Origin of the sequence: Terriglobus sp. TAA 43 (genome assembly GCF_000800015.1) — a bacterium.
In the GTDB taxonomy this organism is placed as follows: domain Bacteria; phylum Acidobacteriota; class Terriglobia; order Terriglobales; family Acidobacteriaceae; genus Terriglobus.
On record NZ_JUGR01000001.1, the window covers coordinates 412478 to 435306 of the forward strand.

The window sequence follows — 22829 nt, forward strand, 5'->3', positions numbered from 1 at the left end:
ATGGTTGCGCTAAGTTTATCGTTCGCGAGACCGTACGGGCTGAAGCCTGTCGATCGGTTCTGCGAGGGCGCAAGGATCGTTCGGACACAACCGTACGGGACGTATACTTGAAAGTGATGACTACCCCCGCGAAGACGTTCTATATCGAAACCTTTGGCTGCCAGATGAATGCCCACGACTCGGAAAAAGTCATTGGCACGCTGGAGCATGAAGGGTATTCGCGCGTGGAGGATGAGGAGGCGGCTGACCTCATCCTGTACAACACCTGTTCCATCCGCGACAAGGCCGAGCAGAAGGTCTTCCATCGCCTGAATGAATACAAACGCATGCAGGGCGAGGGCAAGAAGTTTGCCGTGCTGGGTTGCGTGGCGCAGCAGGAAGGCAACAAGATCTTTGAGAAGGCACCGTTCGTGTCGCTCGTCTCGGGTTCGGCCTCCTATCGCAACCTGCCAGAGATGCTGGTGCGTCTCGAAGCAGGAGAGAAGCGCATTACCGGACTGGATGATCGCCAGACGGAAGAGACCTTCGACACCGAGTTCACCGCACGCTCCAATCCGCATCGCGGCTACATCACCATCATCGAGGGCTGCGATAAGTTCTGCTCCTATTGCGTCGTGCCTTACACACGCGGTAAGGAGCGGTCACGATCGTCGGAGAGCATTCTGGCTGAAGCGAAGCGCATGGCCGAAGCAGGCTTCACCGATATTCAGCTTCTCGGCCAGAACGTGAACAGTTATCACGATCCGTTGGGCAAGAAGAGTTTTGCCGATGTATTGGCGATGGTAGGTGAGCTATCCGGTGTTCGTCGTGTACGTTTCACCACATCGCACCCGCGGGACTTTACGCCGGACATTGTCCAGGTAATCGATAGCATGCCGACGATTTGCGATCACGTGCATCTGCCGGTGCAGAGTGGTTCGTCGACAGTCTTGAAGGCCATGCAGCGTGAATACACGCGAGATTGGTACCTGGAACGCATCGCGTGGATCAAGGCCGCGAAGCGCGACATCAGCATGACGACAGACATTATCGTCGGTTTCCCAGGCGAGACCGAGGACGACTTTGAGGAGACGATGAGCCTTCTTGACGTCGTTGGCTACGATGGCGTGTTTGCGTTCCAGTATTCGCCGCGGCCAAATACTCCCGCAGTCGGAATGGCGGAAACAGTCTCTGATGAAGTGAAAGCTGCGCGTTTGCAGCGTCTTCTAGAGGCGCAACGCGAGCGTCAGCGTGTGAGCTACGAGCGCCACCTTGGCCAGATCGTTGAAGTGATGGTGGAGGGATATAACCACCAGCGTGGCCAGGTCACGGGGCGGACCTCGCAGAATAAAACACTGAACTTTACGACGACATTACCCATTTTGCCGGCTATTGGCAGCTATGCAAATGTGCGTGTGACTAAAACATTTCCGAACAGCCTGGTGGGCGAGGCAGTGAGCGCCGCATGAGCGATTCCGCACAACAGCTTCGTGATTCCATCGCTTCCGAGAACACGCGGGAGGAGATCGAAGTCCGTATCCGCGGTCTGATGATGGACCCTGTCACCAACATGCCCATGGTGGTCCTCAAGGATGTCAACGGCGATGACGTGCTGCCGATCTGGGTTGGCATCTTCGAAGCGAATGCGATTGCGCTGGAGATTGAGAAGAACGCTCCGCCGCGGCCGATGACGCACGATCTAATGCGCAATCTGTTGCGCTCGTTTGATGTACGTGTGACGCGCGTTGTGATCTCAGAGTTGAAGGACGACACGTTCTTTGCGATTCTTTGGATGGTACGCGACGGCGAGGTCCTGTCGATGGATGCCCGGCCCTCCGATGCTCTGGCGTTGGCGATGCGCGCGGACTGCCCGATCTATGTCAACCGTTCGGTGATGGACGCGGCAAAGGCAGGCCAAAAGGGAAGCCGCGACATCAACTCGGACGAACTTCGCCGCTGGCTCGAGGGCCTGGGCGATGACGACATGGGACAGTACAAAATGTAGTTCGTTTACCAAACGAACTACATTTGCTCATCGCATCCGAGCATCATGATCAAACCCAGTGGCAGAGCTTCGCTACGCGTTCGGCCCATTCGTCCTCGGTATTGATAGGAGGCAGCGGGTGACCAAGGTGGTGTCTCTCCGCCGCATGCACCATCGCTTGCCGTAGAGCTGGCGTCATGGCTTCAACACCTCCCTCAAAAACGGTTGCCCACGGGGTATCGAGCAGAATATCGCTTACGCCGCTTTCGCGATGAAGTAGCACGGGCATGCCGGATTGCAACGCTTCCACGGCAGGAATGCCGAAGCCCTGCAAGGCAGGCATGAGAAACAGATGCGACTCTCGGATGAGCTGCTGCAAGTCGTCGTCAGACACAAAGCCAAGGAAGTGGACTCGCTCTGCGATGCCAAGCGATTCAGCCATCTTTCGCAGCGCGTCGATCTGTGACCCTTTGCCTGCAAGCCGGAGTTGCCAATCGAAGCGCGACGAGAGAGGAGTTGCTTCATGTTCAAGCGCTGCGAGCGACTGCAACATCCAGTCAATGCGTTTGTTCTTTTCAACGCGCGAAACAGACAGAAGGTTCAGCGTTCCAGAGTAGGCCCGTTCGTGAAACCCCTCTGCGGAAGCCAGCCCTCCCATGCGCGCAATCTGTGCTTCGATGCCAAAGTCTTTGCGGCACTCTGCACGAAGAAACTCGCTGGTGACGATGGTTGTGCCACCAGAGCGTAAACCACGAGCGGTAAGGAAATTCTGAAGTTGAATGCGCAGCTTCGCTTTCAGTGAGCGATGAGCTGCATCACTGAAAAGAGCGGGCGTATCGTGCATGAGGCAATGAAAACCTCGAGCACCAACCAGGGTAGCGTGAAGCGAGGGCTGATATCCGGAGGTGATCAGTCGCGACTGTCTTGAAACACCCGCGAAGTGTTGTTTGAGTGCCGCGAGTTTGCTGCGAAACCCGCCACTCGGATTCAGGGTAATTACATCCACCGGATGTGACGCGTACTTTGCAAGACCGACGGAATCTCGATACGTAAGAAAACGATTGGCGATGCCATGCTCATAGAGCCAGCGTGACAGTGCAAGATCGGCACGCTCCGCGCCGCCGAAAGCCTCCACCTCAGGGATGAAAATTTCTACCGGCGGCACGTTCGTCATCCGGTCTATCGCTCCGAAATCTGGTTGAGCAGCGAAAAGAATTCCGGGAACGAGATAGCAGCAGCCTCTGCGCCGTGAATGGTGGTTTCGCCTTCGGCCCGCAGCGCAGCAATAGCAAACGCCATCGCAATACGATGGTCGTCGGCAGAGTCGACAACGCCACCACGAAGCTTCTGGTTTCCGGGCACGTGCAGACCATCCTCGAACTCTTCTACCTCCGCGCCCATCGCACGCAGATTCTGCACCACGAGCGCGATGCGGTCTGATTCCTTGACGCGAAGTTCCTTCGCGTTACGAATCGTCACGCCGGTGCTTGTATATGGTCCGATCGCAGCCAGCACGGGAAGCTCATCAATGATGAGTGCCGGAAGATCGCCGACGATTTCAGCGCCCTTGAGTTCCGGAGCGCCGTTCACCTGAATCGTTCCGATCATTTCTCCATGCTTTTCTTCCAGGTTCAAGACCTTCATCTGGAGACCCATGGACGCGAGCACATCCAGCAGGGTAGAGCGCGATGGGTTCATACCCACGTCATCCAAAACAAGCTGCGCATCGGGAAAGAGGATGGTTGCACACAGGAAGAACGCTGCCGAAGAAAGATCGCCGGGAACGGTAGCTTCAATGGCCTGAAGTTGTTGTCCACCGCGAATGGAGATGGAATCCTTACCGCGTTCCAACTCCGCGCCAAACGCACGCAGTGCGTGTTCGGAGTGGTCGCGTGTACGAACGGCCTCCTGCAAAGTCGTAACGCCTTCTGCGCCAAGGCCTGCAAAGAGTACAGCGGTCTTTACCTGTGCGCTGGCAATTGGTGCGCTGAACTCAATTGCCTTTAGCTTGCCGCCATGAACCGTCATCGGCGCGTGGCCTTCGGTCAATTCAACCTGTGCGCCCATCTGTTCCAAGGGCCCCTTGATGCGCTGCATAGGGCGTTTGGTGAGAGATGCGTCACCAACAAAGCGATACGTTCCTCTATGGCCCGCAACCAGGCCAGCAAGCATGCGCATGGTGGAACCGGAGTTGCCGCAATCAAGATCGCGCGTTGGCTGTAGAAAATTGCCGCCTACGCCTGTGACTTCAATGATGCCGTCCGGATGCTTTACAACCGTTGCGCCCAATGCTTCCATGCAGCTCAGCGAGCTATGCGGATCTGCGCCGGTGGAGAAGTTTGCGAAGCGCGAGGTGCCTTTGGCCAATCCGGCCAGCATGGCATAGCGGTGCGAAATGCTTTTGTCGCCGGGCAGTCGAACACTGCCGCGGACGGTGCGTGCTGGACGCACAACTTCCGTGGTTCCGTCGTGTGACATGGATACCATTCTAACGGTTGTGAATGAAGGATCAGCGAACCTGGAGCACTAGCAGGGTTTCGTCGTCAAAATGCTCGTGCCCGTCCTGAAATGCGGAGACACTGTCCAGGACCGTTTTCACCGCGATTTCTGCATCCGTTTCATGCAGATTGTCCAGCACTTCGATCAGACGATCATTGCCAAACATCTCTCCCTTGCGGTTTTCAGCGTCGACAATGCCGTCGGAGAAGAAGACGAGCAGATCTCCGGGACGAGTACTGAGGGTGAACTCTTCATACTCAGCGTTGGGGAAGAGACCAAGAGGGAATCCTTCGGCCTCGATCACGCGTGTGCGCATCTGCTCGCCATCAGAGGAGAGCAGCATCGGTTGTACAGATCCTGCGTTGGCAATGCTGAGCGTGCGCTCATCGTCATTCCAGACGGCGAAAAGCATGGTGACGTATTGCGAGTCCAGCTTGCGTTCCTGCAACTGATTGTTCAGTTCTGCCAACATGGCTGCAGGGGAAAGATGTTGTGTGGCCACAGAGCGCAGAATGCCGCTAACCAGCGCTGCATAGAGTGCCGCAGGTGCGGCTTTGCCACTGACATCGCCCACAGCAATGGCAACACGGCCATTGCCGTAGTCGATGAAGTCATAGACATCGCCACCGATGGAACGCGCAGGAAGGAACGTTGCCGCGAACTGAGCATGTGGCAGCGGTTGCGGTGGTGGCGGAAGCAGCCGCATTTGCACTTCGCGAGCCATCTGCAGATCCCGCTCCATGCGCTGTTCTTCTTCGAAGATGCGCTCGTATAAGCGTGCATTGGTAATAGCAATCGCGATCTGTCCGGCCAGTGTGGTCAGGGTGCGCTGGTGATCTTCGTTGTAGTAGTTCACGCGTGTGTGCTCCAGCGCAATGACGCCCGTGACCTTCTCTTTGTAGACCAGCGGCACGGCAAGCATGGAGCGCACTTCGCCAGACCCTCGCTCGTTGCCGGGAGTGCTGTCGCCCAAGTAGCGTGGGTCCTTACGTACGTCTGGTACCAGAATGGGATGGCGTTCTGCAGCCGCCATACCAAAGATGCCTTTGCCCATCTCCGCATTACGATCACGTTGCACTCGCTCGCCAAAACGCGTGGAGAAACGATGCATAAACTGCTGGCGGCTCTCGCTCCAAAGCAGGATGGTGAACATCTGGAAGTCCACGACTCGTTTCAGCAGCGTTCCGATACGTTCCAGCAGCGTGTCGAGATCAAGGATCGCAGTCAGTTCACGGCTGATTTCAGCCAGCACAGTCAATGTCTGCGCTTGGCGGGAGAGGCGCGTATACAGCCGCGCATTCTCCACGGCGACAGCCATGCGCGAAGCTACCAGTTCCAGCAGACGTCGCTGGTCCTGTGTGAATGCTGCGGGTTGTTCGCTTTCCAGATCAATCACGCCGATAACGCGATTCTTGATGATGAGAGGAATGGCGAGCTCGCTCTTCACCGCTGGATTTGCCGAGATGTAATGCGGCGCATGGGTGACGTCGTCCACCAGCACGGAAGCGCGTGTCGCCGCCGCCTGACCCACGATGCCTTGGCCCATCTTGAGGCGCATGCGCTCCACTTCTGGAGCGTGGCCCACCTGAAAGCGCATCCATAATTCTTGTGTGCGGTCGTTGATAAGCAGGATGGCGAAGATGCGATAGTCCACCACGGCACGGACCAGTTCCGCGACACGAAGCATTAATGTCTGCAGATCCAGCGTATTGTTCAGCGCGTCGGCAAGGCGCTGCAGGAAGTCCACATGCTCGGAATGCACGCGGATACGGTTTTCAGGATTCCCCGGCGAAACCGGCTCGATGACCATGTCCTGATTCGGTATCTCGACGCGTATCGTGTCGTCCGCCTGAGCACCAGGACTGGGACGATAGTCGCCTTCAAAGTCGTTGGAAAGGGTGTCGGCTTCATCGACAGGCTGTAGCCGCACTTCGGATGCGTCGGAGGCGCGCGCCCGCGTTACCACACGCAGCGGCTTGCCTTCGCGTTTTCCCTTGTCTCCATGTGCGGCCATGTACCTGCTTGCCTTTGTAGCAGAGGTGCGCTTCTTCTTTAATAGCCGGAACCGCCGGAGTCACCCTTGGCCGTTCCGGTCAGCTCCTGCACAATGCGCACACTCGCGCTTGCACCGATGCGGTTTGCTCCTGCTTTCAACATTGCCTTCGCATCGGCCAGGGAACGAATGCCGCCCGATGCCTTCACGCCGGAACGCAGCCCTGCAACGCTGCGCATCTGTGCAATGTCGTCCACGGTGGCGCCTCCAGTGGAGAAGCCGGTGCTGGTTTTGATGAAGTCCGCTCCCGCGTTCACGGCGATTTCACTGGCCCGCAGCTTCTCTTCAAAATTCAGCAGGGCTGTTTCCAGAATGACCTTCACAATCGCGCCGCGCTCATGAGCCGCGTCGACCACGCCACGAATGTCATTCGCCACGGTGTCGTATTCGCCGCCTTTGAGAGCGCCGATATTCAGGACCATGTCGACATCGTGAGCGCCGAGTGCAATGACTCGTTTTGCCTCGTCCACTTTCGATTCGGCCAGGGATGCACCGAGCGGAAATCCGATGACGACGCCGACAGGCACACCGGTACCAGCAAGCGCCGCAGCAGCAGTAGAGACCCAGAACGGATTGACCATAGCGCAGGCAAAGCGATACTGTGCCGCTTCCTCGCAGATCTGCAATACCTGTGCGCGCGTGGCGTCAGCCTTCAACAGGGTGTGATCCAGCGTGGCGGCAAGACTACGCGGACTGCTGATTGCGTGCTCGTAAAAACCTTCGGGCGTGTATGTCGATTCCATCATGTAAGAACTCTCGATCTGCAAGGTCATCAAAGACCCAAAGGACATCATATCCTCAGGCAGGCTGGCTTGTTTCATGCCGTCCATAAGAAGTGGGTTACGCGGCCTTCATCGCAAACCGGTATGCCGCCAATAGGTCATTTCGCAGATGCTGGTACAGCGTATGGCGCATTGCTGCATCCGGCGCCCGCAGAACAGCCGAGGGGTGAACCGTTGCCATCACATGGTCTGCGAATGGCGTCGAAAGTATTTTGCCTCGATCGCGCATCAGCCCGAATGTCCCACCCAGCAGTGACTTCGCGGCGGAAGCTCCAAGGCACAACACAAGCTTCGGTTTCACCGCGTCCAGTTCCGCCAACAACCATGGTTTGCACGCCGTAATCTCACTCATTCTGGGATTCTGGTGAAGACGCAGCTTCCCACGCCGCACAAACTTGAAATGCTTTACGGCATTCGTCATAAATACGTCGCTGTCTGCTATGCCGGCTTCCGCCAGTGCCTTCTTCAGCACTCCGCCCGCCGGACCAACGAACGGCAGGCCCTGGAGGTCTTCCTGATCGCCGGGTTGTTCGCCCACTAACATCAGCGGAGCATGGCCAGCACCTCGCCCTGGCACGACGTGCGTTGCGTCCTTGTAGAGGTCACAACCTTTGCAGGCGGGCAACGCCTCACGAATGACAGACAAGGTATGCTTCGCGGGAACAAACGGAGCCGCACTCGGCTTACCGGCCTGCTCCGAAACCATGCCTTCCACGCGTTTCGCTGCAGTCGCCATTAACTGTGGGAGTAACTCGATCTCTGGCAGGTTGCCCCAATATCGCACTGGCATATGTCCGCGCATGGCCGCTGGATTCAACCTGGCGGGATTGAAGATGCTCGCATAATAGCTCTTCCATAGCTCTTCCAATTCATCACCGGATGGAGCCTGTTCACGCGGCACGGGTGGTCCATATTGCAGGTGTTTTGTCGTTGGCTCCCAGGACGCCGATCCATCTGGCGTAAGGATGGACCAACGCATCACGGCAAAACGTTCTGCAAAGAACGGAGCTGCCAGCTTTAGGATGTGGTGCTGCGGCTCAAACCAGGCAATGAAGCGTTCTTCACCGTCTTTATCCTCCACAAGCCGAAAGCGAACAAAGGCGTGCATCTTGTGTTCATCGTGCCGTACCTGTTGCTCCAGCCGCAATAAGGCGTTCACATCCCCATCGACTTGTACCTTCATCAACTCGCGCTCTGATTGCAGTCGCCACAGAAGCTTGTAGAGCAGGTTCCATCGTTGTGGCTCGCGATGATAGGCCGCGATGGTCGCTTTTTCCAGAAAACTCTTCGGGACATGTGGCTTCGCATCGGGTACATCCCGTGTCAGTTCTATCGAGCCAGCTTCCGCTTCTGAAAACAACTTTGGTGTCACTGCATTCGTTACGTCGTAGAAATCAATTTCTTCAGGCAGGATGCCCTTGTTGAGAGCGGCACGAGCCAAGTCTCTCCAGTCCGCAAAGTCAAGAGTGACAGGTACACGCATCACACCCACGGCGTTCATAGTGAACCCCACATGGCGGATCGTGCCGCATCCTCAAATAGCGTCATCTGCCGCATGGGCGATGAAGCTTGGCTCTGCGAAAGTGTCTTCTTGTCGATGGCCTCCGACGAAGCGCTCCGCGAAGGCAAATGATCTGCAGCAACTAAGAACTGCGCTGCGTCTTTCCAGCAAACATGCAGCTTGCGAAGGTCATCGCTTGTGAGTCGGTGGTAACGACGTATCGAGAGGATCCTCTCCACATTGCGATATCCCAGTCCTGGAACCCGCAGCAGCAACTCGCGCGGTGCCGTATTCACATCAACTGGAAAGAACTCCGGGTGTCGTCTTGCCCATCCCAGTTTTGGATCGGTTTCCAGATCAAGGTCTGGATCAGTTTCTGTCGTAATCTCCTCGGCAGCAAATCCATAGTGCCGCATCAACCAATCGGCTTGATACAGCCTGTGCTCGTGCAGCATGGGTGAAGCCTTCAACGGCAACCGTGTGTCTGCTCCTGGATAGGGCGAAAATCCCGTGTAATAAACGCGACGTAGCTTGTAGTTCGCGTACAGTCCGCTCGCACGTTCAATGATCTCGCGATCGGTCGCAGGCGTTGCTCCGATCACCATTTGCGTACTTTGCCCGGCAGGTGCAAAAGCCGGAGCATGCACGAAATGCCTGCGATCGCTGTCGGCTTCCTGCTTCCGCACATGGATTTGCGTCATTGTCTGTTCAATGACGTCAGCCTTTTTCTCCGGGGCTAATTGCACGAGATCCCTCTGTGTGGGCAATTCGATATTCGCCGATAAACGATCCGCGTACAGCCCCACCTCATCAATCAGCCTCTGCGCGCACCCCGGAATAGCCTTGATGTGGATGTATCCACCAAAGTGATGGACCGTTCGCAGTGTCTTTGCCACCGCCAACAGTTGCTCCATTGTGTAATCGGGCGACTGGATGATCCCGCTTGAAAGAAACAGCCCTTCTATGTAGTTCCTTTTGTAGAAATCGAGCGTCAACTGAACGATCTCGTCTGGCATGAATCTCGCACGTCGAATGTCGCTGCTCACGCGATTGACGCAATACAAGCAGTCATATGTGCAGTAATTCGTAAGCAACAGCTTCAGCAGCGAAATGCATCGGCCGTCCGGCGTATAGCTATGGCAGATACCCGTCCCGTCGCTGTGTCCTACTCCTTTGCCGTTTCCGCTGCGCTTAGCGCCAGAGGATGCACATGACGCGTCGTACTTCGCCGCATCGGCAAGAATCTGCAGCTTCTGTTGCACCGTCATCGCACGCATACCTGAGAATATGATAGCGAATAAAGAGCGAAAGTTGCCCCCCCCGAACTTCTCGCTGTTCACTTGCTCGAACGAAGTGTCGATTCTGTATCGCGCATCAAAAAAGTGCCCTCACGATTCATCGTGAGGGCACTTTGGAATTGGAATCTTCTATCGTCCGGCAGGAGCGTTATTCCGCCACTTTGAATTGAGAGCCGCCAGCTTATCCGCCATTGAAGTTGGCTCCGGTTGTCGTTGCTGCTGCGGACGTTCGCCACCGCCACGCTGTGGCCCCGTGCCACCCGGTGCAGGTTCCAGTGCTTTGATGGAGAGCGAGATGCGCTTCGTCTTGGCGTCGGCGCTCAGGACCTTTGCCTTGACTAGTTGTCCGGCCTTCAGGGCTTCGCTCGGGTCTTTGATGTACTTGTGAGAAATCTCGGAGATGTGAACCAGGCCATCCTGATGCACGCCGATGTCTACGAACGCGCCAAACTTCGTCACGTTGGTGACCACGCCCTCCATCACCATGCCCGGTTCCACGTCCTGAATCTCACGCACGGCTTCATTGAAGGTGGGAGCGACGAACGTATCGCGAGGATCGCGCCCGGGCTTCTTCAATTCTTCAAGAATATCGTTCAGCGTGTAAGTGCCTGCGCCGAATGCGTCTGTCTTCACGCCAGTGAGCAGTTGCGGCTTGAGGATAAGGTCGTCGATCGAAGTGTTCAGAGATGACGCAATCTGTTCCACAAGTGCATACGATTCCGGATGAACTGCGGTCGAGTCCAGCGGTTGTTCTCCATCGCGAATGCGTAGAAACCCTGCGGCCTGTTCAAACGTCTTCGGACCGATGCCGGATACCTCATGCAACTGCTTGCGTGATTGGAAGCGCCCGTTGGTATCGCGGAATTGCACGATGTTCAGCGCAATGCGTTCACTGATGCCGGCAACATAACGCAGAAGCGTCCAGGATGCCGTGTTCAGATCAACGCCAACGCGGTTTACGCAGCTTTCAATCACGGCTTCCAACGACTGGTTCAACTGACGCTGATCCACGTCGTGCTGATACTGGCCGACGCCAATGGACTTCGGATCGACCTTCACGAGCTCAGAAAGCGGGTCCTGCAGACGACGTGCAATGGAGATAGCGCCACGCACGGTCAGGTCAAGGTCAGGGAACTCCTGACGCGCAACGTCCGACGCGGAATACACGCTGGCGCCCGACTCAGATACGGTGACCTTGAAGATGCCGCCGAGCTTGTGCTCTGCGAGGAAGTCGCGGACAAACGCATCGGTCTCGCGCGAGGCGGTGCCGTTGCCAATGGCGATGGCGCGGATGTTCTGCGAAGCCACCATGGCAGCCAGCTTTTGCGATGCTTCTTTCTCGCGACCAGTATGCGGATAGATCACATCATGCGCGAGGAACTTTCCTGTTTCATCCACGACGGCGATCTTGCAGCCGGTGCGCAGACCAGGATCGATGCCCAGTACACGAATCGGTCCAGCAGGCGATGCCAGCAGAATATGCTGCAGGTTTTCACGGAAGACGTCGATGGCTTCCGTGTCGGAACGGCGCTTCAGCTCCAGTCGCAATTCGCCTTGAATGGAGGAGTTCAGAAGACGCTTCCAGCAATCTTCCACGGCAAGGTTAAGTTGCGGCGTCCAGTCGCCATCGTTCTTCAGTACACGCGAACGGATGAGCGCCAGCATGCGTTCTTCTTCCGTTTCGATGAGCCAGTAAAGAACGTTTTCCGCTTCACCGCGACGCACAGCCAGCATGCGATGCGACGGGATGGTCTTCACCGGCTCGCGATACTCGTAGTACATCTTGAACTTTTCCTGCTCGTCCTTTGCGTCGAAGATCTTGCGGCTGATGATTAAGCCTTCTTCAAACATCACGTGACGGGTGGAGCGGCGTACTTCAGCATCTTCGCTGATGCGCTCTGCAACTATGTGGCGCGCGCCTTCCAATGCATCGTCCACCGTGGCAACTTCTTTCACGGGATCGACCAGCGAAGTAGCGAGCGTCATCAGATCGAGTTCCGCAGGCTCCTGTGCCCACAGATAATCGGCCAGCGGCTCCAAGCCTTTTTCACGCGCGATAGTGGCCTTGGTGCGGCGCTTGGGCTTGAAGGGGAGATATAGATCTTCAAGCTCACTGCGATCCAGCGTGCCCAAGATCTTTGCCTTCAGTTCATCGGTCATCTTGCCCTGTTCCGTGATGGAGGACAGGACAGTCTCACGCCGCGACACGAACTCGCGGAAGTACGTGATCTTTTCAGCAAGATCGCGAATCTGCACTTCGTCCAGGTTGCCTGTGGCTTCCTTGCGATAGCGCGCGATGAAGGGAACAGTCGAGCCCTCATCCACAAGACCCATGACGGCACGTACGCCGCTGAGTGGGATGTTCAGTTCCTGGGCAATGTGGAGGAGGATTTCCGGAGCGAGGGGTTGCACTTCAGGCATACCCGTTCATGGTACCGGGGAAGTCTTAGGAAAACTTGCTGTGCGCCACAATCCGCGAGGATTGTGGCGCAACGAGTCATGCGCGTTCGAGCGTATCGATTTCGCGAACGATGACAGCCGCTTCATCTTCCAGCATCGCGCGCTGGGTGGCGTAATCGTCTTCAGGATATTTGCCGGCCTTGTACTCGAAGTTGAGATCGCGCAGGTTGGCGAAGATCGATTCACGGCGTTCGCGGAGGAAGTCAATGCGCGACGTGGCGCGCTGAACGAAAGGATTCTTCTCCGGCCAGAATGTGTAGGCGAAGACTCCAATAAGAAGTGCGATGCAGGCGACGTATGCCATAGGGTTAGTACTCCGTCTCGTGGCGGATGCGCTCGCGCACAGCGTCATTTTCCGGGCTGTAGGGGATAGAAGGTGCACCGGCAACAGCGATCATGTGACGGCCCTTCCAGCGGCGAACGAGCAATGCCGTACCGCCAAGCGCGAGGATGAAGACGACGACAGGCGTGATCCACGCCGCGTTATCAAAACCGCCGCGAATAGGCGCTGCGAGCACGGTAGGACCATATTTCGCAACGAACCAGTTGAAGACGCTGGTGTCGCTGCCGCCCCCTGCAACTTGCACGCGGAGTTCCTTGATCATGCGATCGCTGTCCGGGCAACCAACGTGATTGCACTCCAGCAGAATCTGTCCGCAGCCGCAGACGCACATCATCTTGTGGCCGATGGAAGAGAACTTCTCGTCGGTGCTGCCTGCGCCAATGGTGGCGAGTGCGATGGTGAAGACAAACACCATCTGCAGGACACGATTGCGTAGTAGTTTGCGCATCAATCGCCTCCTGCGGCTACCAGTTCACGCGGTTCAGCCGGTGCTGGTTTGTTGCTCAGTTGCGTGCGCAGACCGGGAAGCAGTGCGAGAACGGTTCCTGCAAAGACGATGGCCACACCAGCCCAGATCCAGCTCACGAGCGGGTTCAGGAAGACCTTGATGATGGGCTTGTTCGTGTCGTTATTGCGGCCTTCGAAGATGACGTATAGATCGCGCAGCACTGTCGAATGGATTGCGACGATGGTTGATGTCGTCTGGCTCGCAGTGTAGAAGCGGCGTTCCGGTGTCATCTGGCCAATCTTCTTATCGCCGCGATAAACATCGAGCAGAGCGAAGTCGGTGTCGTAGTTCGGATTGGAATCTTCGGTGTAGCTCTGGCAGATCAGTTTGTAGTTGCCGATGGTGAGCGAGTCGCCATAGCCCATCTCCATCTCGTGCTGCTGATTGAACGCACCACCCGCAAGCCCGATGAAGAGGATGACAATGCCGAAGTGGACGATGTAGCCACCATAACGGCGGTTGTTGCGCATCGTCAGTGTCCAGACGGCTGCGGGAAGGCTCTTGCCGGATTGCGTGCGAACAACATTCGCACCGCGCAGGAACTCTGCGGCGATGGCCACGATGACACCTGCTCCGATGGAGAAGCAGACGAGTGCGTAAAGCTGACCTTCAAGGTCATCCTTCGATGCTGACCACGGGTGCATACCGGTGGCCATGAGGATGACAGCGGTACCAACGATGGCGACGCAGGGCAATACAAAATTGCGGCGGATGGAGCGAAGGGAAGTCGCGCGCCATGCCAGCAGCGGGCCTATGCCGGTGAGAATAAGAAGGAACAGGCCAATTGGCACCGCCACCTTATTGAAGAACGGCGGTCCCATGGTGACCTTCGATCCCTGCACATATTCGCTAAGGACGGGGAAGAGCGTCCCGAAGAGAACGGTGAAGCAAGCAACGAGAAGCACAAGATTGTTGAAGAGGAAGCTGCTCTCGCGGCTTACCACGGATTCAAGCTTGTGTTCTGAAGTGAGGTGGCTGCTCTGGCGGAAGAACACGAACAGGCAGACCGCGAAGATGATGCAGAGGAATGTGGTGAACCAGTCACCGATGCTGCTCTGCGCAAACGCGTGGACGCTGCTGACGAGGCCGGAGCGCGTCAGATCGGTTCCAAGGATGGTCAGCATGAACGTGAGGAAGATGAGCCATACGTTCCACTTCTTCATCATGCCGCGCTTCTCCTGCATCATGACCGAGTGCAGGAAGGCGGTAGCGGTGAGCCAGGGTAGAAACGATGCGTTTTCAACCGGGTCCCATCCCCAGTAGCCGCCCCATCCAAGCACCGCATAAGCCCAGTGCATACCAAGCGAGATACCGACGGTAAGGAACAGCCACGTCACAAGCGTCCAGCGACGGGTGATGCGGATCCACTTTTCGCCAGGGTAGCGCATCATGAGCGCGCCAAGTGCGAAGGCAAAGGGAACGGTGAAGCCCACATAACCCAGGTACAGCATGGGGGGATGGATCACCATTTCCACGTATTGCAGCAGTGGGTTCAAACCATTGCCGTCGGCAGGGATGGGGCCTTTGGTGAGCGAGAAGGGTTCTGCTGCGAAGTTCAGCAGAGCGAGGAAGAAGATTTGCGGCGCCGCAAGAATGGTCGACGCATAGGCGAATAGGCGGACATCCGTCTTATGGCGCAGGCGCAGCACGAAGCCGTATCCCGATAGAAGGAACGACCACAGCAGCAAAGAGCCTTCCTGTCCGCTCCAAAGAGCGGAGAACTTGTACATCGGGTTCAGCGCGATGTTTGTGTGCTCGCGGATGTACTCGACGGAAAAGTCGTTGGTGAAGGCTGCCCAGACGAGGGCAAAGGCCGCGCAAAGCACTGCAATAAAGCTGGCGACGCCGGCACGACGAGCGGTTTCGCTTAGTCGCTCAGCCGAGATGCGAAGTTGCATCCCCTTGGCCATGGCGAAAAGTGCGAAGCTGCCCGCGAAAAATGTATAGGCGGCGAGGCACAGCGCCAGAAGCAGCGCAAAGGTGCCGAAAGTAGGCATGGGATGAGGCATGGATGTCCTGCGCTATGCGCGTAGGTTCATTGTCTCAGGTGCGCGACGACAGGTGCAAACGTCACGCGGGCTGCCGCTCCGGTATCCGGCAGTTAACCAGCCGGTCGACGGAAGCAAGCAGATTATCCGGCAGCAAAGGCTTCAGCCGGAAGGTCACATGGAGGCCCCGATACTCCTCTTCTGCTTCTTCCAGGCCGCTGATGACCAAAACCGGAAGATCAGGTTGCAGGGTACGGAGTTCGCGGACGAATTCGGCGCCACTCATGCCGGGCATGATGTGGTCAGTGATGACAAGCTGGATTTCGGCGGGGAAATCGTTGTCACGGAACTGTTGCAGAGCACGCAGGGGGTTCAGAACGGGAATGACGAAATACCCAGCGCGCTTGAGGATCGTCTGTCGCGTGGCGGCCTGGATGGCATTGTCGTCAATCAGAAGTACAGTTGCTTCCATCGATGTTTCTATTCCTCTGCGGGTGTTGCTCTTGTTGTGAACTGGCCTGCGTATCTGGAGATTTCCAACTTCAGATGCCAATGTTGCCACAACAGCAGCCCCGCAATAGGTTATTTTTACAGGTGCTTTCCTGCGTGAAAAGGCAGGCTCGGAAGGAAAACGGGGTATTTTCCCGATAAAACGGGCAGTTGCAATGATTTATGCGGTCTGCGAATAAATTCCCGACAGTGGGAAGAATCTTCGCGGATACCCGTGGACAGGCAGTTTTTCCGGCTTTCGGGAAGCTGTTGGCGTTTCAGTTAACGGTCGAGGTCGGTCTTCATCGCCCTGCTGAATTAATCCGAAAAGGGAACGCTGGAAGTCTGTATCTAGCTCTTCACGGTGTAACGCACTCATCCTTGCGATAATGAGGCTATGAAGCACCGCGTCATTGAACACTATGAGCTGGTCCGAAAGCTAGGGGCTGGCGGAAGTGGCGTGGTCTATCTGGCCAACGACACGCAGCTGCAGCGGCCTGTCGTATTGAAGCTGCTGCAACGCGGCGCCCTGACGGAAGAGCAGATGCGGACCACCTATCTGCGTGAGGCGCGGTTGGCTTCTGCCATTGACCATCCCAATGTTTGCTCAATCTATGACGTGGGTGAGTCGGACGACGAAGCCTACATCGTGATGCAGTATGTCCCGGGCAAGCCACTGGACAAACTGATCGAGGGTGGACCGGCGTCGGTAGAGTTGGTGCTCTCCGTCGGTATCCAGATGGCGGACGGCTTGTCTGCTGCGCACTCGCTCGGCATCTTCCATCGCGATCTGAAGCCGGCGAACGCCATCCTAACCGATGGCGGTCTGGTGAAGATTCTGGATTTCGGCCTGGCTCGGCGCATCAACATGGAAGATGTTGAGTTCGATCCAGCGCGGTCGAATCCTAGGACACCTCCGCCGGATGCGAAGTACACAGCTCGTGGCGGCACCCTGGCGTATATGGCTCCGGAGCAGTTTGTAACGGGGCAGTCGTCGGTGCAGAGCGATATCTTTGCGCTGGGTGTCGTGCTGTACGAGTTGCTGACGGGCCGACATCCATTCCATCGGCCGGATGCTCCTGATTTTCAGAGCATTCGCGCGATTCAGTTCGCGGAACCGCCTTCAATTCATGAGCTTGCACCAAATACGCCGGTAGAGCTTGAAAGTGCAATTTTGCATTGCCTGGAAAAACAACCTGCAGCACGATTTGCGTCGGCTGCAGAGTTGCGCGAGAGCCTGCGGACCATTCTGAAAGCGAACGAACTGGATTCGCTGGTGGTGCCGAGCGCCAGCATGCCCGCATCGGCCTCGCTGGACTTCAAGACGCCGGAAGAGGAGAAGCGATCAACTGGTTTCCTGTCGATGCTGGCGGAGCGGTTCCGTGAGAGCGGTGGCAATGAACAGCAGAACACGATTGTGGTGCTGCCATTTGTAAACATGGGCCCTGCGAACTCAGCGCCGCTGTATGGACATGCACTGGCCGATGCGATCAGCGCGAGGTTGGCGCGTATGCAATCGCTGGTGGTCCGGCCTACAAGTGCATTGATGAATGTCCCGGCGCGCCAGCTTGATCCTTTGAGCATCGGGCGAAAGCTGGTGGTGCAATACGTCGTAGCCGGAAGCTTTCTGAAGGGCGAGAGCGGCTTTGATCTCAATTGGCAGATGCTGGATGTTCCGGCGCAGGCCGTGCGTGCAGGCGGTTCCATCAATGTAGAGTCATTCGATCTGATTGCTGTTCAGAACGAGATCAGCACGGAGATTTTCGGTGCGCTGCGAGGTAGTGCCACGGTCCGGATCGGGGGACGCAATCAGCAGGAGCATCCGCATTCGTTGAATGAGGAGCTCTCAGAGGAGTATCTGCAGGCCCGCGCGGTATTGAGTACGTTCATGTCGCGTACGGGTGCCCTGGAAGATTTGGAACGTGCCCGCAAGCTGTTTGAGGATGTCACTCTGCGAGATCCTTCATACGCGGCCGCCTGGACCGGGCTTGGCGTGACCCATCTGCAATACGCGCGACATGGCCTGGGCGGACAGATGCACCTACTGGAGACGCGGCGTGCCCTGGATAAGGCGCTTTCGCTTGACCCGGCTTCGGTCGAGGCCAATCTGTATCGCGTGTACATGTTGCTCTCTCGTGGCGAGAAGGAAAGCGCTCGCCACGGCATCGCGCACTTATTGCAGTCAGCAGGCAATGATTGGAACGTCCATCGTGTGGCCGGTATGACGCTGCGCAGCGATGGTCAGTACGCCGAAGCGTTGCGTGAGTTCGGTATTGCGCTGCAACAGAACCCTGCGGATGCCGCTGTGATCTACAACCATCGCGCGCGTGTGCTGCAGTATCAGAACCAGTTAGAACTAGCCGATGACGAACTGGAAAAGGGGCTTGCGCTGGAGCCGAAGCAGCCACTGCTTCGGATTTCGCGCGGCTATCAATTGATGCGGCTGGGGCGTCTCTCCGAGGCAATTGACGCGTTGGAAGAAGTCATCGCAGAAGACGCCACCATGCGCATTGTGTTTCCGACGATTGCCATGTGCTATGTGCAACTTGGCGATCGCGCCAAAGCGGCAACGTTCATCGTGGATGAGACGATGGCTGCGGCTGAAGCAGACAGCGAGATGGCGTATCGACTTGCCACATACTTCGCTGTCGATGGCGAAGCAGGTGAGGCGCTGCATTGGCTTCGTCGCGCGGTATACCTGGGCAACGAAAACTACCCGTGGTTTGCGAAAAACCCGGCCTGGGCTAAGTTGCAGGGTAACAGCGATTTCGAGCTGATCCTGAATGATTTGAAGAAGATCTTCAAGCGCAACACGAAGACGTGGAAGCGATTGCTGGGGCAGTTAACACGCTAGATTCGCTACGGTTTCCTTATTGGCTGGAACTGTGACTCCGGAAGCCGAGCCACAGAATCAAGACGCCGAACTGTGCCAGCAGCACCATCTGAAAGGTCATCCACGTGGAGGATGTCCGAGTGGCAGGTGAGATGACCAGCATGAGCACCAGCAGCAAGCCAAGCGCAACAAAGATGGCTCTGCGTCCATACTCGGGCGCACTAACAACGGCGTTCGCAAAACGCTGACGCGGTCTTGATTCTTGCGGAACGCGTGCCATTACTCGGGCTGCGAAATCCTCCGGTGCAACAATCTGAGGCGATGTTTCCAGCGCGCGGAGGAGTGCGACGTTGAACTCATCCTGCGGGTCTTGTGCGTCTTTCGTCATCATTGCCATCCTCCTCTCCGTTCCAGTGCTGTTCTTAGCTTATTCCTGCCGCGGTGCAGATGCGTTCGGACAGTGCCGATAGGGAGTCGAAGTGACTCCGCGATCTGCTGGTAACTTCGTTCCTCCTGATGGTAGAGCACGAGGATAGAACGCTCGACAGCGCTGAGTTTCCCCATCTCTTCTTCGACACGCAGTTGCAGCTCGCGCGTTGCCAGTTCCTGCTCAGCGTTTGGCGATGGATGATGCAGGCGATCTTCCCATCCGCTGGTCTCGTCGGAGATCGAAGTGTGACGCTGATCAATACGCTTGCGGCGCTTCCATTCATCCTGCGCCACGTTCACCACGATGCGATGCAGATACGTGGTGAGAAGCGCTTCGCCGCGGAAGGATGGCAATGCCCGATAGAGCCGCAGGAAGACATCCTGAGCCAGATCGTCCACATTCTCCCGTGAGCCGGTGAGGCGGACGAGCATGCGAAACACCATATCCTGATGCTGTGTGACCACCTGCTCGAAGCTGGCTTGATCGTTCAAGAGAGGGTAAGACCGTGGCGGATGGCAAAAGTTTCAGAAAAGATTTTTGAAACTCAGGGGACGCGCTTCAGTCTAACGCCGGCGAAAAGGAGAAACACCCATGAATGCTTTCGATAGTCCGTTTGTGGTCCCGGTCGCTGGTTGTGTGATGATTTTGGGCCTTGGTGTGGCCGGTATTTATTCGGAGATCCGCAACAAGGAACTACGGTCGCAGGAGCGCATCGCGATGCTGCAGCGCGGTGTGCCACTTGCGGACATTGAGCGCATGATGGCTCAGAGTGTTGATGAAGAGAAGAAGGTGCGTGACCCGTTACGCAGCCTGGCAAACGCACGTCGTACGGCGATGGTCTTGCTCGCATGCGGCGTTGGTTTGGGTATCTTCGGATTACTGCTGTATATGATTCTTGAGATTCGGCCAGTGCTGGTTGTCGCCGCTACTGGCGTTATCAACCTGTGCATTGGCGTGGGCTTCCTCATCGACTACAACATGCAGAAGCGCGAACTCTCGCGCTTCGGCATGGAAGTGGACTCGGAAGCCTCGCTCTAATTTCTGTCTTCAGTTCGTTGGGACGAAAGCCTTTTCTGACACTCCGGATGTTGCCACGGGTGATTCGGATGCCGCTGCCGCGATGGGCGCCGACGGTGCGGGCTGCGTCGGAGCAGCCGCGAAGTTCATGCGGCTCAGGTCCAGGGGCTCTGTCAAACTGAGAACCACCTGAGTGCCTTCCGGCAGATGTGCCTGGCGATCCTGCTTCAGCCATACCGCTGTACCAAGACCTGCACCCACACCTGCGCCAATCAAAGCGCCTGCAGGACCAGCAATTACGCCACCTGCTGCGGCTGCGCCACCAGTGGCGAGTGACATGGCAGCCAGCGTTCCGCCAGCGTGATCCTTGCGGAGGATGTTGCCTTCGTCATCAATTCGCGTGTTCGCAAACTGATCAGAGTCGACGACCTGCGCGTGCAGGGGAAGACGGGTGCCATCCGGTAGGACGACAGTGTCCATCTGAAGATGAATCAGGGCTGTGCCGCGGATGCGCTTGCCGCCGCGCACCTGGGTGACACGGCCTTCCACGATGGAACCCTGCGGAATGACGATGCGACCGTCGTTCTGGATGTTCTCGGTCAGTTCGCCGCGGAAAGGAGTGTTGGGCTGGGTGGACGCGGTATCGATCGCGGTGTCCAGCGTGACGTGAAGCGAGGTCCCAGCGGGAAGTTCGTTCGGATGGCGTGGCACTTCGGTCACAATGCCAGCATCGGGATCCGGCTGTGGCGTACGCGCACGCAGCACAGGTGCGCCGCCATAGGGCTTGTACTCACCATAAGTTTCGGCAGCGGACGGCTTGGCCTGAGGCGTGGTTTCTGCTGGTGCGACCGCGGCAGCAGGAGCCGGCTGCGCAACCTGAGGAATGTCCTGCACGTTCTCTGGCGGGTTGGACACGCCAGACTGCTGTGCAAACGCATTGCCCGCAAGCACTGCGGCAAAAGCAAGGGCGATGGGCATCTTCATCGGGATACAACTCCTGGTCAGTTCTTCTTCAAACTCTGCAGCCATGCAAATTCAAGGCTAGAAGAGTAGACGCGGTTACGACACATCCATCTCGCGGGCTGAATCCAGAGGGTAAACGCAAAGTTTCAGGGGGATGCGTACACGATAGTTAGCGCTGTCCTTTGCTAAAATGACCCGGGAGCGTAGGCTTGGTTGCGCATTGCGCAGGCCTTTTTGCTCCAGCGAAATTTCTTTTCTTTTTAGACACCATGGCAGAACTGCTAGAGACGATTCTCGGGACGGGCGGAAGTAGCATTGCCGTCGATCGCCGTCCCAAGCTGAATGAACGGCTGCAACATCGCATCCTCGCGCCCCAAGCGGCCGAAGGGAAAGGCAACATGACTGAAATCATTGCAATTAAGGCGCGGGAGATTCTGGACAGCCGCGGCAATCCGACCGTAGAAGCCGACGTGATCCTGTCCGGCGGAGCCATTGGCCGCGCTGCGGTTCCCAGTGGCGCCAGCACTGGCGAGCACGAGGCCGTGGAGCTTCGCGACGGCGACAAGGAAGTCTATTTGGGCAAGGGTGTGATGCAGGCAGTGGAGAACGTCGAGAGCTCCATTGCTCCTGAACTATCCGGCATTGACGCAACAAATCAGCGCCTGATTGACGCCACCATGCTGCAGTTGGATGGCACACCAAACAAGGGCAACCTGGGCGCTAATGCGATTTTGGCTGTTTCTATGGCGACCGCCCGCGCTGCAGCAAATGCTCTGAAGCTGCCGCTGTATCGCTATCTTGGCGGCGTAAATGCCTGCCTGCTGCCCACGCCGATGATGAACATCATCAATGGTGGAGCACATGCCGACAACAACGTGGACTTCCAGGAGTTCATGATTATGCCGGTGGGCGCGGAGAGCTTCTCTGATGCGCTGCGCTGGGGCACCGAGGTGTTTCATACGCTGAAAAGCGTGCTGAAGAAGAAGGGCTACAACACCGCAGTGGGCGATGAGGGCGGATTTGCGCCGTCGCTGAAGTCCAACGTGGAAGCAATTGACGTGATCCTGGAAGCAATCCAGATTGCGGGCTTTGAGGCTGGCGAAGATGTCGTCCTGGCTCTCGACCCTGCTTCGAGCGAGTTCTACAACAAGGAAGCGGGCAAGTACATCTTCAAGAAGTCCGACAAGAGTGAGAAGACGTCGGCTGAGATGGCTGCGTTCTGGGCTGACTGGGTTCGCCAGTATCCCATCGTTTCGATTGAAGACGGTCTTGCTGAAGATGACTGGGATGGCTGGAAGATTCTCACCGACGAGATTGGCGACCGCTGCCAGCTTGTGGGTGATGACCTATTCGTGACCAACACGAAGCGTCTGCGTGAGGGCATTGAGAAGGGCGTGGGCAACTCAATCCTGATCAAGGTGAACCAGATCGGCACGATCACGGAAACGCTGGAATCCATCGAACTGGCGCGTCGTTATGGCTACACGTCGATCATCTCGCACCGTTCGGGCGAGACGGAAGATACGTTTATTGCTGACCTTGCAGTTGGTACGGGTGCGGGTCAGATCAAGACCGGCTCGCTGTCGCGTACGGATCGCATCGCCAAGTACAACCAGCTTCTTCGCATTGAAGAAGAGCTGGGCCAGGGCGCTGAGTTCCTCGGCATTGAAACCATCAACTGCGAGTAGTTAAGAAAACGAAC

19 protein-coding genes are annotated in these 22829 nt (G+C 56.9%); 5 read left to right on the top strand and 14 right to left on the bottom strand.

Features of this window, described 5'->3' with window-relative positions; all coding sequences use genetic code 11:
• Positions 1-116 precede the first annotated feature (116 nt).
• Positions 117-1448, top strand: a complete 1332-nt coding sequence (gene miaB / locus M504_RS01640; RefSeq protein ID WP_047487199.1) for a tRNA (N6-isopentenyl adenosine(37)-C2)-methylthiotransferase MiaB — start codon at positions 117-119, stop codon at positions 1446-1448.
• Complete coding sequence (locus M504_RS01645) at positions 1445-1984, top strand: bifunctional nuclease family protein (protein ID WP_052200201.1); 540 nt, start codon at positions 1445-1447, stop codon at positions 1982-1984. The genes miaB and M504_RS01645 overlap by 4 nt, the downstream gene beginning before the upstream one ends.
• A gap of 49 nt (positions 1985-2033) precedes the next feature.
• On the opposite strand, the gene M504_RS01650 is transcribed toward M504_RS01645, so the two are convergent.
• From M504_RS01650 to M504_RS01700, 11 genes are all read right to left on the bottom strand, one after another.
• The gene (locus M504_RS01650; protein ID WP_047487203.1) at positions 2034-3137 is read right to left on the bottom strand and encodes a glycosyltransferase family 4 protein; all 1104 of its coding nucleotides are present in this window, start codon (positions 3135-3137) and stop codon (positions 2034-2036) included.
• 5 nt (positions 3138-3142) lie between these two features.
• Positions 3143-4441 (bottom strand): 3-phosphoshikimate 1-carboxyvinyltransferase, encoded by a 1299-nt coding sequence (gene aroA, locus M504_RS01655; RefSeq protein WP_047487208.1) that lies wholly within the window; start codon positions 4439-4441, stop codon positions 3143-3145.
• A gap of 31 nt (positions 4442-4472) precedes the next feature.
• Positions 4473-6476 (bottom strand): SpoIIE family protein phosphatase, encoded by a 2004-nt coding sequence (locus M504_RS01660; protein ID WP_052200204.1) that lies wholly within the window; start codon positions 6474-6476, stop codon positions 4473-4475.
• A gap of 38 nt (positions 6477-6514) precedes the next feature.
• Positions 6515-7258, bottom strand: a complete 744-nt coding sequence (gene deoC / locus M504_RS01665; RefSeq protein ID WP_052200770.1) for a deoxyribose-phosphate aldolase — start codon at positions 7256-7258, stop codon at positions 6515-6517.
• A 97-nt stretch (positions 7259-7355) separates the two neighbouring features.
• Positions 7356-8798 (bottom strand): UdgX family uracil-DNA binding protein, encoded by a 1443-nt coding sequence (locus tag M504_RS01670; RefSeq protein ID WP_052200208.1) that lies wholly within the window; start codon positions 8796-8798, stop codon positions 7356-7358.
• Entirely contained in the window at positions 8795-10075 is a 1281-nt protein-coding gene (locus M504_RS01675) for a putative DNA modification/repair radical SAM protein (RefSeq protein ID WP_047487211.1), read from the bottom strand. The genes M504_RS01670 and M504_RS01675 overlap by 4 nt, the downstream gene beginning before the upstream one ends.
• Positions 10076-10225: 150 nt before the next feature.
• Entirely contained in the window at positions 10226-12517 is a 2292-nt protein-coding gene (locus M504_RS01680; RefSeq protein WP_047487214.1) for a Tex family protein, read from the bottom strand.
• Between the two features lie 76 nt (positions 12518-12593).
• On the bottom strand, positions 12594-12860 hold the full coding sequence (locus tag M504_RS01685; protein WP_047487216.1) for a hypothetical protein: 267 nt from the start codon (positions 12858-12860) through the stop codon (positions 12594-12596).
• Between the two features lie 4 nt (positions 12861-12864).
• Positions 12865-13347, bottom strand: coding sequence for a cytochrome c-type biogenesis protein CcmH (locus M504_RS01690; protein ID WP_047487219.1), 483 nt, complete (start codon positions 13345-13347; stop codon positions 12865-12867).
• Positions 13347-15416 carry a heme lyase CcmF/NrfE family subunit gene (locus M504_RS01695; RefSeq protein WP_052200210.1) on the bottom strand — a complete coding sequence of 690 codons (2070 nt, stop codon included), beginning with the start codon at positions 15414-15416 and terminating at the stop codon, positions 13347-13349. The genes M504_RS01690 and M504_RS01695 overlap by 1 nt, the downstream gene beginning before the upstream one ends.
• 61 nt (positions 15417-15477) lie before the next feature.
• Positions 15478-15867 (bottom strand): response regulator, encoded by a 390-nt coding sequence (locus M504_RS01700; protein ID WP_047487222.1) that lies wholly within the window; start codon positions 15865-15867, stop codon positions 15478-15480.
• A 414-nt stretch (positions 15868-16281) separates the two neighbouring features.
• Here M504_RS01700 and M504_RS01705 point away from each other — a divergent pair, with 414 nt between their 5' ends.
• Positions 16282-18738 (top strand): serine/threonine-protein kinase, encoded by a 2457-nt coding sequence (locus M504_RS01705; protein ID WP_047487225.1) that lies wholly within the window; start codon positions 16282-16284, stop codon positions 18736-18738.
• A 16-nt stretch (positions 18739-18754) separates the two neighbouring features.
• Here the strand turns inward: M504_RS01705 and M504_RS01710 are convergent, their stop codons facing one another.
• Positions 18755-19108, bottom strand: a complete 354-nt coding sequence (locus M504_RS01710; RefSeq protein WP_156993423.1) for a hypothetical protein — start codon at positions 19106-19108, stop codon at positions 18755-18757.
• The gene (locus M504_RS01715) at positions 19105-19611 is read right to left on the bottom strand and encodes an RNA polymerase sigma factor (RefSeq protein WP_255347727.1); all 507 of its coding nucleotides are present in this window, start codon (positions 19609-19611) and stop codon (positions 19105-19107) included. The genes M504_RS01710 and M504_RS01715 overlap by 4 nt, the downstream gene beginning before the upstream one ends.
• 127 nt (positions 19612-19738) lie before the next feature.
• Between M504_RS01715 and M504_RS01720 the strand changes: the two genes are divergently transcribed.
• On the top strand, positions 19739-20185 hold the full coding sequence (locus M504_RS01720) for a DUF6249 domain-containing protein (protein WP_047487235.1): 447 nt from the start codon (positions 19739-19741) through the stop codon (positions 20183-20185).
• Positions 20186-20194: 9 nt separating this feature from the next.
• On the opposite strand, the gene M504_RS01725 is transcribed toward M504_RS01720, so the two are convergent.
• Positions 20195-21148, bottom strand: coding sequence for a TrbI/VirB10 family protein (locus M504_RS01725; protein ID WP_047487238.1), 954 nt, complete (start codon positions 21146-21148; stop codon positions 20195-20197).
• A gap of 377 nt (positions 21149-21525) precedes the next feature.
• Between M504_RS01725 and eno the strand changes: the two genes are divergently transcribed.
• A complete protein-coding gene (gene eno, locus M504_RS01730) occupies positions 21526-22815 on the top strand; it encodes a phosphopyruvate hydratase (RefSeq protein ID WP_047493065.1) in 1290 nt (429 codons plus the stop codon).
• Positions 22816-22829 lie beyond the last annotated feature (14 nt).